The sequence below is a fragment of the Pseudomonas beijingensis genome, from assembly GCF_030687295.1.
GTDB lineage: Bacteria > Pseudomonadota > Gammaproteobacteria > Pseudomonadales > Pseudomonadaceae > Aquipseudomonas > Aquipseudomonas beijingensis.
This window is the reverse complement of the sequence record NZ_CP117425.1, coordinates 4,814,807-4,827,493: the sequence shown is the minus strand read 5'-3', so window position 1 is coordinate 4,827,493 and position 12,687 is coordinate 4,814,807. Positions and strand designations below refer to the sequence as shown.

The window sequence follows — 12,687 nt, the reverse complement described above, 5'->3', positions numbered from 1 at the left end:
CTTCCACTTCAACCGGGCAGTCGGTGAAGTTGACCCAGCATTGCGCCGCCTTTGGGTTTATTTAATCCATAGGCTTTGCACGCCATAACGTTTCGATAGGCACAGTGATACCGCATGGCGAATGGCGCGTTGGCTTTCTTTATGTTTGGCTGTTTGAACAGCCTTTTTAGGGAGCGTCCACAGCTTAGGGGGAGAGTACTGAGCGACGCTATAGTACAAGTGTGCTATCGCCTCGGAGGCGAGCAAGGAGGGTAATGCTCAATGAGTATTGACGGCTGTTACACATTTAATTGTCTGGTTTTTCCGACCATCCGCTATTGCTTGGGAAGTTGGAAAATTGCGCCGCAGCCGCTGCGCGCGTGGGGACACCCAGGGATTTGAGCAGGCTCGAGACATGGATGCGCACCGTGAACGGGGAAATGCCCAGGTCCCGGGCTATCTCCTTGTTGGTCTTGCCGGCCGCGATCAAGCCAAGTACCTGTCGTTGACGCGCAGTCAGTTGGGAAAACGCATCGTCCTGGACCGCGTTTTCGGCTTGATACTTCACCACCACTTCGCCTTCGCGTATTGCCATGATGGCGTCGGCAATGCCGGCGGGATCGATATTCTTGCCGATGAAACCGTCAGCCCCCAGGGCCATCACCTGGGAAATAACATCGATGTCATCCATCATTGAAACCACAATAATGGAAGTCCGTTTGAACTCACTGCGCAACTGGCCGATGACGTGCAGCGATTTGATCCCGGGAAAGCGCAGGTCGAGTATCAGGGAGTCCACTTCCACCCCGGAACGCGCCAGCGTCAATACTTCCTCCAGATTGCCCGCTTGTTCTATGGTGGCTGCCGGCAGAAGCCGTTCGAGGGTTCTCAACATACCTTCACGAAACAAAGGATGGTCATCTGCCACAATGACTCTGCATGTCATGCTTCAGATCCTTCTGATTACAAGTTCGCGCATCGTAACCTAAACGGCCCTTCGGGTTTCAGTTTGAAACAAACTTTCATGTTGGAATAAACCTGTGAATATGACGGAAAAGAATAGCGAGCTTGATCAGGCCACATTGAGGTTGACGGTCGGGGCATGTACTGCGCTGTACATCATTGTGGTGGCCTTTCTGGCCAGTGACTTCGAAACCTATGTACCGATCCTGTGGTACATGGTCTTTTTCTTCGGCACCGCGATCCCGCTACGCATGGCGGTCAAGCGCTGGCCTGGGCACTTCTTCCTGCGTCGTCTTTTTGCCATGACACTGGATTACGCAAGCCTCGCCTTCGCCTTGATCGTGGGCGGGGAGGGCACGCTGCCGGCGTACGCGGCATTGCTCTGGGTAACGTTGGGCAATGGCATGCGTTTCGGCTCGCGCTACCTGGCGCTGGCAACCGGTATCGCGCTGTCGACCCTGGGGGTGATTTTCCTGCTCACACCGTTCTGGCGTGGCCAGCCCTACCTGTTCCTGACGTTGATCGTCACCACCATCGTGGTGCCTGCCTACGCGCATATCCTGCTGACCCGTACCCGCATCGCTTCGCAAGAGGCGATTGCCGCGAACCAGGAAAAATCCCGCTTCCTGGCCCAGGCCAGCCATGACTTGCGCCAACCCATTCATTCCATCGGCCTGTTCACCGCCTGCCTGCGTGACGCCAGGCTGGGCCAGGAAGAGTTGCGACTGGTGGACAATATCGACCGTTCGCTGCACATCGTGTCGCAGCTGTTTCGTTCGATCCTGGACATCTACACTCTCGATAACGGGCAGCTTGAACCGCAGGCCGAACCCGTGCACCTGGGGGCGCTGCTCCAGGACGTGGTCAAGCAGAACACCGAAGCCGCCCGCTGGGCCGGTGTCGAGTTGCGCCTGCGCGCCTGTCCTTACTGGGTCAGCGTCAATCCAGGCATGCTGACCACAATGGTCCAGAACCTGCTGTCCAACGCCCTCAAATACGCGCCCGGCCAACCGGTGCTGATCGGTGTGCGGCGCCAGGGCACGCGCCTGGCCGTGGTGATCTACGACAAGGGGCGCGGCATTGCCGCCGAACATCTGCCTGATGTGTTCAAGGAGTTTTATCGGGTACGCCACGTCCGTGACAAGGACGTCGAGGGTCTGGGTCTGGGGTTGTCTATCGTCAAGCGAATCAGCCACCTGATCCATCTGGACATCCAGCTGGACTCCCGGCTCGGCCAGGGCACACGTGCCATGATCCAAGGGCTGGAAAGGGTCGCGCCAAGGGTGGTGATAGACAGACCGCTGCCCACGCAAAGCCGCTTGCAGGGCTTGCGGGTGTGCCTGGTGGAGGATGACGACAATGTGCTGATGGCGACGTCTGCGCTGTTGGAGAAGTGGGGATGCGAAGTGGAAACCCACAGCGACGGGGTGGGCGTGACCAGTGACTGCGACATCATCATTGCCGACTTCGACCTGGGTACGAAGGTCTCGGGGGCCGAATGCATCGCCGCGATTCGCGAACAACGGGGCTGGGAAGTCCCCGCCATGATCATGACCGGCCATGAGATCGAAAGAATTCGCCACGCTTTGCACCACATGAATATTTCGATCCTCCCCAAGCCGGTGCGACCTCCGGAGTTGCGGGCGACCTTGCTCGAATTGACCAAGCATTTCGCCAGTGTCAGGACCTGAGCCCACCATTCCATTTTATGAAACGGTGGATTGCAGTTTGTGCGTATTCCTGCGCAACCGCTTTGGGCAGAAGATGACTCCAGCCACTTGCATACCCATGCAGAAGGTGGCGGAGAATCCCTAACCGTAGCGCACTGGCGCAGGCGTTCATGCTGCGAGCGCGAGGAGTAGCTGATGGACGAAGCCTTGCAAGCAAAAAACTCGCCCTGGCACGAAGGAGAGCTGACCTTGCAGCGCTCCGTCGGGGCCGTCGACATGATGGCCGGTGTCGGCCAACGGCAACTGGCGCGTACGTGGATGCCGGACCAGCACCGGGAGTTCTACGCCCAACTGCCGTTCGTGGTGCTGGGGGCGGTGGATCGGCAAGGCGATGTGTGGGCGACCCTGCGCGCGGGACAACCGGGGTTCATGAGCTCGCCCGATCCGCAGACCCTTCACATCAACCTTGAGCCCGAGCCGAACGACCCGGCCCAGGAAGGCATGGGCGAGGGGGATGCCATCGGCATGCTGGGGATCGAGTTGCACACCCGTCGGCGTAATCGCATGAACGGCGTCGTGCGCCGTCAGCTTGCCCCGGGGCTGGAGATTGCAGTGAGCCAGGCCTATGGCAACTGCCCTCGCTACATCAACCTGCGCCAGTACCAATTTGTCGACGCGCAGGCCGCCGCACCGCGTCAATTGACCGTGTCAGACCCGCTGGTCCGTCGCCTGGTGACAGAGGCCGATTCGTTCCATATCGCCACCTACGTGGTGCGCGATGGCGAGCGGCAGGTCGATGCTTCCCACCGTGGCGGCAAGCCGGGGTTCGTGCGCATGGATGAAGACGGATCGCTGACCATTCCGGATTTTTCCGGCAACCTGTTCTTCAATACCTTGGGCAACATCCTGCTCAATCCACGGGCCGGGCTGGTGTTCGTCGATTTCCAGACCGGCGATCTGCTGCAAATGAGCGGCTCGGCGCAAGTCCTGCTGGACGATCCCCAGATCAATGCCTTCCAAGGCGCCGAGCGGCTGCTGCGCTTCACGCCGCAACGCATCGTCTATCGCCCGGCCGCCATCGCGCTGCGCTGGAAGGACCAGGACGAGGGCGATTCCCCCAACTCGTTAATGACCGGCAGCTGGGAGCAAGCCGCCGAGCGCTTGCAGGCCGAGGCGCTGCGTAGCCGCTGGCGTTCGTTGCGGGTCGAGCGGGTGGTGGATGAGAGCCACAACATTCGCTCGTTCTACCTGCAGGCGAGCGATGGCTTGGGTTTGCCTCGGTTTGAAGCCGGACAACATTTGCCGGTGCGAATCCAGCTGGAGGGGCAGAAAGCTCCGTCGATCCGGACCTATAGCGTCTCCAGTGCGCCGTCGGATGATTTCCTGCGCATCAGCGTCAAGCGCGATGGATCGGTGTCGTCCCACCTGCATGAGCAGGTGCGGGCGCTGCAGGAGATCGAAGCGCGGGCGCCCCAGGGTCATTTCACCGTCCAGGCCACCGAGCGGCGTCCATTGGTGTTGCTGGCAGCGGGGGTGGGTATCACGCCGTTGTTGTCGATGTTGCGTGAGGTGGTTTACCAGGGACAACGCATCAGTCGTATGCGTCCGGTCTGGTTGCTGCAAAGCGCCCGCTCGGTGGCCGACCTGGCGTTCCGTGAAGAGATCGACGAACTGGCCGCCCGTGCCGGCGACAAGCTCAAGGTCGTGCGCATGGTCAGCCAACCGCCCACTGAGGGAGGGGGCGCGGAAGGCTATGACCTGGCGGGCCGGATCGATGTGGAGTTGCTGAAGAAACTGCTGCCTCTCAATGACTACGACTTCTATTTGTGCGGGCCGGGCAGCTTTACCCAGGCCCTGTACGACGGGCTGCGCAAATTGCGCATCCCTGACGATCGCATCCATGCGGAAACCTTCGGTCCCTCCACCCTGGTGCGTGATCTGGAAGTCAGCATGTCGGCGCCCCAGCAAGTGCCGGCCGCGACTGAAGCGGTAAAGGTCTTGTTCGCCAGTTCCGGCAAGGAGGCCCGTTGGGAGCCCGGCGGTGGAACGCTGCTGGAACTGGCCGAAGCGCGCGGCCTGAACCCGGAATTCAGCTGCCGCGGCGGTTCCTGCGGCACCTGCAAAACCCGCTTGAGCCGCGGTCAGGTGCATTACCTGAGCCAGCCGGCCGAACCGGTTGGCGAAGGTGAAGTGCTGATCTGTTGTGCGGTGCCGGCCCAGGGGAGTGAGCCGTTGGTGCTCGAGGTCTAGGGTTTCTGATCGTTTCACCAGGTGAAATGCTGGATTGTAAAAGCTGGTTATTCCGCTGTCCGGAGCAGGAGCGGAGGATAGCGCCATCGACGCGATCACCGCTTCGAGCCCAAACCACATGGAGTACGTCATGTCTGAGAACGCGATCAAACTTTATCGCCACCCGTTGTCGGGTCACGCCCATCGTGTCGAGCTGATGCTCTCGCTGCTGGGTCTGCCGACCGAGCTGGTATTCGTGGACTTGATGAAAGGCGAGCACAAGACCCCGGAGTTTCTCGCCATCAACAGCTTTGGGCAGGTGCCGGTGATCGATGACAACGGTGTGGTCCTGGCCGACTCGAACGCGATCCTGGTCTACCTCGCAGCCAAGTACGGCAAGGGCCGATGGCTGCCCAGCGATCCGCTCGCCCAGGCTCGGGTGCAGCGCTGGCTTTCGGTGGCCGCGGGCCAGATCAACCAGGGGCCGGCCAATGCCCGGTTGATCACCGTGTTCGGTGCCGGCTATGACGCCGAAGACGCCATCAAACGTTCCCATGTCCTGTTGAAGGTGATGGAGACGGAGCTAGGGCAAAGCCGGTTCCTGGCCGGTGAGCAACCGACTATTGCTGACGTGGCCGCGTACACCTACGTCTCCCATGCGCCGGAAGGCAACGTCGCGCTGACCGACTACCCCAACGTCCGGGCCTGGCTGGGCAGCATCGAAGCCCTGCCGAATTTCGTCGGCATGCAGCGTACCGCCAAGGGCTTGCAGCAAGCCTGAGTCAAACGCAGGAGCTTGCCGGGACGCGTCCTCCGGCAAGCCTCCAGACATAGCAAGTATGTTCAATCTCCCTCAAGCAAGGCTGGATCCCATGGATCGCTTTCAGGAAATGCAAATTTTCATGGTGGTGGCCGAAGAGGAGGGGTTCGCCGCTGCCGCCCGGCGCCTGCGCATTTCGCCACCGAGCGTGACACGGGCCATTGCGGCGATGGAAGAACGGATCGGCACCCAGCTGTTGTCTCGCACCACCCGCAATGTGCACCTGACCGAAGCGGGGCAACGCTACCTGGAAGATTGCCGGCGGATCCTGAGTGAACTCGAAGAGGCCGAGGAGGCAGCCGCCGGCAGCTACTCGATCCCGTGCGGGTATCTGACGGTCACCGCGCCGGTGCTGTTCGGCGAGTTGTACATCGCACCTTTGTTGACGGATTACCTGGATCAATTTCCCTCGGTACACCTCAACGCCTTGTTGGTCGACCGCGTGGTAAATATTGCGGACGAGGGCATCGATGTGGCGATCCGCATCGGCCATTTGCAGGAAAACAATCAGCACGCCATCAAGGTCGGTGAGGTACGCCAAGTGATCTGCGGTGCCCCGGCCTATTTCCAGCGCCATGGACGGCCAACCCATCCTGGCGAGTTGAGCAAGGCCAATATTGTGATGTCTTCGGCCAGTCATCTGCTGAGCCACTGGCAGTTCATGGACGCCGCAAACTCGCTGAGCCTGCGCGTTGAGCCACGCCTGGTGGTGACCGCGAATCAGGCCGCGATCAACATCGCCCGCCAGGGCTGGGGCGTTACCCGGGTATTGTCCTATCAAGTGGCCCGGCAGGTCGCCGAGGGTGAACTGGAAGTGGTGCTCAAGGCCTTCGAACCACCGGCGTTGCCGATCCACGTGGTGTATCAGAAGAGCAATCGAGTGCCGGCCAAGGTGCGCACGTTCGTGGACTTCCTCGCGGATCGGCTGGGAGGCGACGTCACGCTCAAGCCTGTCGTAAAAGGCGCCGGCTGATGGCGCGCCACCAGGAAATGCTGATATTCCACGCGCTGTCGCAGTGCCCCAGCCTCGCCTCGGCCGCCCAGCGCCTCAACGTTTCCGGACCCACCGTGATGCGTGCGGTCGCTCGGCTGGAGGCGCGACTGGGTGTGCAGTTACTGTCACGAAGCACGCGCGGGGTGGTGTTGACGGAAGCCGGGGTCGGCTTCATGGCCGATTGCTCACGCATTCTCAAGGCCGTCGACGAGGCTGAAGCATCGGCCAAGGGTTGGCATGTCCAGGCGCAGGGCAATTTGACGATTCTGTTGCCCGCGTTGTTCAGCCGTTATGTCATGGCGCCGGTGTTGGCCGGCTACATGGATCTCTTTCCCGAAATCAAGGTATTTGCCCACTACCATGATCGTTTCCCGAACATGCATGACGAGGGGCTGGATGTGGCGGTGCTGGTGGGGCCTCTACCCAGTTGCTCATTGATCGCACGACCTGTCGGCAGCGTTCGCTCGCTCGTCTGCGCCAGTCCTGGTTACTTGGCGATGCAGGGTGAGCCGGTTGTGCCGCAGGATCTGCACGATCATCGATTGATCGCCACGCAGGCCAACCAGGATTGGGTCCAGTGGTCTTTTCAACAACAGGGCGAGGCCAACTGCGTGAAGGCACGCACGCGGCTCAGTTGCGCCACGCTACAGGCGGCCATTGACGCTGCGGCTCATGGGGCCGGGTTGACGCGCTGCTTGAGCTATCCGTTGTACGACTATCTGAGCAGCGGACGCTTGCGCAGGGTCTTGAAAGCCTATGAACCGCCCTCGATACCCGTGCATGTGGTCTACCGTGAAAGACGCAAGGCGCCGATGCGCGTGCGCAGTTTCGTGGACTACATCGTCGAGCACCTGCGCGCACACCCGGCCCTGCGAGCGGATAGCGCTTGATGGTCAACGCGTGCTTGGGGCTTGAATCCCACGGCGCACCCGCCCTGGCGCCTCGCCGTAGATTTCCTTGAATTTCTTGCTGAATGCAGCCTGGGATTGGTAGCCGACCTGTACGGCAATATCGCTCAGCCCCAGGTGTGAGTGGCTGAGCAGGCTGAAAGCCAATTCCATTCGCACTTGCGTCAACAGCACCCACGGCGAGACACCGGCCACCTTGACGAATGCGCGCATGAAGTTGGCCCGGGACATGCTCGCGAGGTCCGCCAGGCCTTGAATGGTCCACTCGTGCGCAGGGTCCGCCAGCATCGCCTGCCAGGCCCGGCCCAGGCGCTTGTCACTGAGCAGGGCCAGCGAGCCGCTGTCCTGGCCGTGGCTCGCCAGGTGTGCACGCAGAATCAGGGTGAACAGCGCCTGGGACAAGGCGTCGAGCAGGAAGCGCGCGCCGGGCTGGTCCCCATCCGCTTCCCCGCGAAGGATCTCCACCAATGCCGGCAACGGCCCGTTGGCCGGTAACGCGCCGCTGGGAATCACCAGGTATTCGGGCAGGGCGCTGAACAGCAACGAAGCCCGGTTGAAGTGAAAACCCCCGCAAAGCATGTCCAGCTCCGCGCTGGCACCGCCAATGCGATGAATCGGCAGGGTGCCTCCGGTCACGATCCGGGGTGAGGTCGGCGTCACCGTTTTTCCAGGGCTGTGCATGAGGTGCGGGGCGCCTCGCGGCAACAGCAGGATGTCACCGGCGCGCATGGGCAAGCGCTTCCCATCGGCAAACTCCACACGGCATTCGCCGGCCAGCACGATGTGATAGGGCGCCGTGCCCAGGGCTTGCTGCCCGTGATCCAGGGCCCAGTCGCCCTGGAACTGACAGCGCAGGTCCAGGCTGCCGCGAACGTTGGCCAGGCTGATGAGTTTATCGATCGCATTCATTTGAGCGTTTCGCCAAAAAAACTGAGCGGATTGAGCAAAACCGAGTGGCGCCAGGGTGAAAAACTGAGGGCGTCAAAACAGTACACCCAACCCACTCAGGAGTTAATGCCATGTTCAATAACTGGTCCGAATTATTACCCACCATCCAGAAAGCGTTTGGCGCGCTGGGCCGCAGCAACCCGAAAATGGTCAAGGCCTATATGGCGCTCGGGGAAGCCGCCAGCGAAAACAATGTGCTTGATGCCAAGACCCGCGAGCTGATCTCGATCGCCATCGCCGTGACCACTCGTTGCGATGGCTGTATCGCGGCCCACACGGATGCGGCGATCAAGGCGGGGGCGAGTCGTGAGGAGGTCGCTGCAGCCCTGGCAACCGCGATCTCGTTGAATGCGGGGGCTGCCTATATCTACTCGCTGCGGTCGCTTGAGGCGTATGACATGCTGAAAGCATCGGCGTGATTGGTGTGCATATCCGGTTCTGCGGTAACGGCGGCTTAGGGTTCCGCCCTTACGGCGGGTCACTTTTGAACAGCCCGGAAGCCGGCCCAGTCAAAAGTAACCAAAACGCTTCCTGCCCCACCACTCGGTGCCTCGCTAAGGCTCGGCATGCCTGAACGAAGGCATTGCTCCGTGGGCCGCCGCGAAGGGCCATCCATGGCCCAGCGCGGCTAACCCGGCATCCATGCCGGGTTGCCCACTCCACAATACCTTCGTTCAGCCATCGTGGTTAACGGGGCGTCCGAGATCAACGTCCACCGCGAGGCGGCCTGATAGCCGACCTGATTCATGGTGGGACCGCGTTTCTCCTGTGGGAGCGGGCTTGCTCGCGAAGCGGAGGGTCAGTTTCGGTTATGGTGGATGTGCGGGCCCCGTCGCGAGCAAGCCCGCTCCCACAGGTGATCTTGGGTGTTCACGAATCTTGTGTTCACCGCAGGCCGACTGTGGGAGCGGGCTTGCTCGCGAAGCGGAGGGTCAGTTTTCGGTGATGGTGGATGTGCGGGCCCCATCGCGAGCAAGCTCGCTCCCACAGGTGATCTTGGGTGTTCACGAATCTTGTGTTCACCGCAGGCCGACTGTGGGAGCGGGCTTGCTCGCGAAGCGGAGGGTCAGTTTTCGGTGATGGTGGATGTGCGGGCCCCATCGCGAGCAAGCTCGCTCCCACAGGTGATCTTGGGTGTTCACGAATCTTGTGTTCACCGCAGGCCGACTGTGGGAGCGAGCTTGCTCGCGATGGCGGTGGGTCAGTTTGTATGGATATTTGGATGTGGACCACTTCGCGAGCAAGCCCGCTCCCACAGGTGATCTTGGGTGTTCATGAATCTGGTGTTCACCGCAGGCCGACTGTGGGAGCGAGTTTGCTCGCGATGGCGGTGTTTCAGCCACATGGATATTGGGCTGCTGGCCCAATCGCGAGCAGGCTCGCTCCCACAGGAGAAACGCGGTCTCACCAAGAACCAGGTCGGCTATCAGGCCGCCTCACCGCCAGTGGCCGTTACCGCAGCAACGGATATACACACCAAAAAAACGACGCCTCTCTGAACGGAAAATCAAAACCCCGCAAACAGCATTACAACGCCCCCGGGACTTTTAGTGCTACCCGGTGCGATTGTTTCATGTGGCGCAATCAAGTCATGAGATTCCTGGGCATTCTCTAAAAACTGTCCGCCAGTGAAACTGATCCCAGAAGCGATCGACCGTTTCGGGCCGTCGCAGCGTTCTCCATTCTCCAGGAGATTTCCCATGAACGACGTTACCTGCACCGGCAACCCTTGGCCGGACACCGCTGTCGCGATTCACCAGGAGCACGAAAGCGGATTCCTGCTGCCCCAGTTGATGGGCGCCCTGGCCAACGAGTCCGTAGCGCCTGTTTCGAACGACCTGTGCCAACAACACACCGGCGGCGTATTGCTGGCGAAGGCTGGCGCCTTTGTAATGCGGGCTCTGAGGCGAATACCGATCAGCTAACGTAGAACCTGTGGCCTGATGACCACCACCGAATAACCAATCACCTGAGCGGCAGAAAGAGTTCCGTAACGGCTTCGTTCTCAGCAACGTCCGGAAAGAACGTTATGCGCTGGCAGTAGAGCGGAAAGTCCCTAGGCTCCTCACCGCTGGCCGGCAGCCAGTCCCTGTACAAGTACAGTGCAGCGGGCTCGAGGTTGTCTGCGCCCCCTTCGACCCGCAGCACTGCACAACGCCCGGCGGGGATACTGCCGGCCTTGATCGCTTCGTCGTTCGGCACGATGGGCTGCTCCGTCCCTGCGCATAGATCCAGGCGATAGTCTTCTGGTGGCGTCGTGCGCGGGTCGGTGTGAAATACATTGAACGTCGAACTGATCGACGGGATCAGGCCGACACTCCGCCGCCAGGCAATGAAGCGTTGGAGGGTCGTACCGATTGTCGAGGGATCGCCTCGGTGTTCCATGATGGCGACGGGTGTCGCGGGAACTGTGCGGATCTGTACGTCACTGGGCTGATAGAGCGTGGGCATGAGGCGGTTCCTCGCAGTGTGCAATGGCGTGAACGTGGTGTTCCAACGCTGCCAGTCGGGAGACGTACGGAAGTTCGAGGGTGGTTGCCCCACGCGCTGTCGAAATGCACGGGCGAAGGCGTCTGGCGCTGCGTAACCGGCGTCCATGGCGATCTCGGTAATCGTTTCATGTTGGCGAAATGCCAGTTTGTAGGACGCGCGTTTCAGGCGGGCGAGCTGGACATAACGATTCAAGGGCAAATTGAACGTCGCCATGAACTGCCGGTGAAAATGGTATTTCGAAAAAGCCGCAACGCCGCTCAACGTATCCAGGTCCAGGCAGTCATCAAGATGCTCGTCGATGTAATCGAGCACCTTCTGCATCCGGGACGGGTAGTGCTTTTGTGTGTCGGTCATGGTTTTCCCCCGTGAGGACACCAGCATGAGGCCGACAAGCAAAATGCGCTCGACCGATCTTGCTAACTTGAGCGCCCCTCCTGGTGACAGGCCATGCATTACGTCTTGGCCGGAGAGTCGATCAGCCGGCAAGTACCCAGGAAATAAAACATACCACCGGCAACAATGAAGAGCGCGAGCATGTAGAAGATGTAGTGAGGCGGCTGCGTCGCCAATACCAGGCCACACAGCACCGGTCCGGAGGCGGCGCCGAGGTTGCCAAGATTTTGCGCAGCGTAGTACATGCCTCGCAAGTGGTCGGGAGCGATGTTGTCGATGAACATGTATTCGGCGGGGAAGACGATGATCTCTCCGAGCGTGAACACCGCCATGGCGATCACCCACAGCACGAGTGTGTCGGCCAGGGCAAAACCGGCCAATCCGAGGATGAACAAGCTCAACCCCGCCGCCAGCCACAGGTTTAGATGGCGGTGGGATATCTTTCGGCCAATGGCGTACTGCAGGCTGATCACCATCAGCGCGTTGGTCGTCACCATGGCACTGATGATGCGGTAGGTGAACTCCGCTGTTGTCGTGACCACCAGGTATTGCGAGAGATAGGCCGTGAACTGGCCGAAGACCACCGCGCTGAGCAGGCCGCCGAGGGTGAAGCACACTAAGCGGTAATCCCGCAGCAGAAGCTTGCCCACGGCCAGGAAAGGCACGGGTTTGTGGCTCGCATCGACGACCGCCAGGTCCCTGTCGCCCCAGACGAAATACACCAGGCAAAACCCGGCCCCCAGCATGCTGGACAACAGGAATGGCAGGCTGATGTCCAGCTTGGCCATTCCTGCCCCGAGAAACGGCCCAACGGCATAACCGATATTAGTCAGCGTGTATTTGATCGAGAACGCTTCGCTGCGATCGGCAACTGCAAGCAAGCTGCCAAATCCAGCCTTGACCGCGATATCGATGACGGCATAAGCCAGGTTGATCAGTATCAGGCAGCCGTAGAACAGCCAGAGTTCGCGAGCCAGGAACGTGCCGAGAAACCCTGCTGCGAACAGGCCGCTAAACCCCAGGATGAGTCGGTGACTGGACATATTGTCCACGAGAAAGCCGCCATAGAGGCTCAACAGGGAGCCGATGATCAATGTGCTGCCGATCACCAGGCCGATGTCGGCAACGTTCAATCCAAAGCTGTCCGACAGGTAGATCACCAGGTAGGGCAGTGTGATTGCCCGGGCCAGCGTCAGGATAAGTGACGCCGAAAGCAGCAAATTGACTGACGTGGGATAGCTTTTGAGGGTGGCGAGCATCCTTGCCTCATACGACCGGAGATGTTTATAG

At 60.5% G+C, this 12,687-nt stretch carries 11 protein-coding genes; 7 read left to right on the top strand and 4 right to left on the bottom strand.

The genetic code is table 11. The features are described 5' to 3' along the window. Nucleotides 1-286: 286 nt before the first annotated feature. The gene (locus tag PSH84_RS21385) at nt 287-925 is read right to left on the bottom strand and encodes a response regulator (RefSeq protein ID WP_122565782.1); all 639 of its coding nucleotides are present in this window, start codon (nt 923-925) and stop codon (nt 287-289) included. Nucleotides 926-1,025: 100 nt separating this feature from the next. Here PSH84_RS21385 and PSH84_RS21380 point away from each other — a divergent pair, with 100 nt between their 5' ends. The 5 genes from PSH84_RS21380 to PSH84_RS21360 all read left to right on the top strand — a co-directional run bounded on the left by PSH84_RS21380 (nt 1,026) and on the right by PSH84_RS21360 (nt 7,545). Then, nucleotides 1,026-2,633: an ATP-binding response regulator gene (locus PSH84_RS21380; protein WP_122565781.1), complete on the top strand. Its 1,608-nt coding sequence runs from the start codon at nt 1,026-1,028 to the stop codon at nt 2,631-2,633. A gap of 174 nt (nt 2,634-2,807) precedes the next feature. After that, entirely contained in the window at nt 2,808-4,862 is a 2,055-nt protein-coding gene (locus PSH84_RS21375) for a 2Fe-2S iron-sulfur cluster-binding protein (RefSeq protein ID WP_122565780.1), read from the top strand. A gap of 130 nt (nt 4,863-4,992) precedes the next feature. Beyond that, nucleotides 4,993-5,622, top strand: a complete 630-nt coding sequence (locus PSH84_RS21370; protein ID WP_305481761.1) for a glutathione S-transferase family protein — start codon at nt 4,993-4,995, stop codon at nt 5,620-5,622. 91 nt (nt 5,623-5,713) lie between these two features. Beyond that, complete coding sequence (locus tag PSH84_RS21365) at nt 5,714-6,634, top strand: LysR family transcriptional regulator (RefSeq protein ID WP_122565778.1); 921 nt, start codon at nt 5,714-5,716, stop codon at nt 6,632-6,634. Then, nucleotides 6,634-7,545, top strand: a complete 912-nt coding sequence (locus PSH84_RS21360) for a LysR family transcriptional regulator (protein ID WP_305481760.1) — start codon at nt 6,634-6,636, stop codon at nt 7,543-7,545. The genes PSH84_RS21365 and PSH84_RS21360 overlap by 1 nt, the downstream gene beginning before the upstream one ends. Nucleotides 7,546-7,548: 3 nt before the next feature. On the opposite strand, the gene PSH84_RS21355 is transcribed toward PSH84_RS21360, so the two are convergent. Next, on the bottom strand, nt 7,549-8,472 hold the full coding sequence (locus PSH84_RS21355; RefSeq protein ID WP_305481759.1) for an AraC family transcriptional regulator: 924 nt from the start codon (nt 8,470-8,472) through the stop codon (nt 7,549-7,551). 110 nt (nt 8,473-8,582) lie between these two features. Here PSH84_RS21355 and PSH84_RS21350 point away from each other — a divergent pair, with 110 nt between their 5' ends. Beyond that, nucleotides 8,583-8,930, top strand: coding sequence for a carboxymuconolactone decarboxylase family protein (locus tag PSH84_RS21350; protein WP_122565775.1), 348 nt, complete (start codon nt 8,583-8,585; stop codon nt 8,928-8,930). 1,281 nt (nt 8,931-10,211) lie between these two features. Continuing rightward, nucleotides 10,212-10,436, top strand: coding sequence for a hypothetical protein (locus PSH84_RS21345; RefSeq protein ID WP_305467400.1), 225 nt, complete (start codon nt 10,212-10,214; stop codon nt 10,434-10,436). A gap of 40 nt (nt 10,437-10,476) precedes the next feature. Here PSH84_RS21345 and PSH84_RS21340 read toward each other — a convergent pair whose 3' ends face one another. Continuing rightward, the gene (locus PSH84_RS21340) at nt 10,477-11,358 is read right to left on the bottom strand and encodes an AraC family transcriptional regulator (RefSeq protein ID WP_305467399.1); all 882 of its coding nucleotides are present in this window, start codon (nt 11,356-11,358) and stop codon (nt 10,477-10,479) included. Nucleotides 11,359-11,456: 98 nt separating this feature from the next. Further along, a complete protein-coding gene (locus tag PSH84_RS21335) occupies nt 11,457-12,656 on the bottom strand; it encodes an MFS transporter (RefSeq protein ID WP_305481758.1) in 1,200 nt (399 codons plus the stop codon). Between the last annotated feature and the right edge of the window lie 31 nt (nt 12,657-12,687).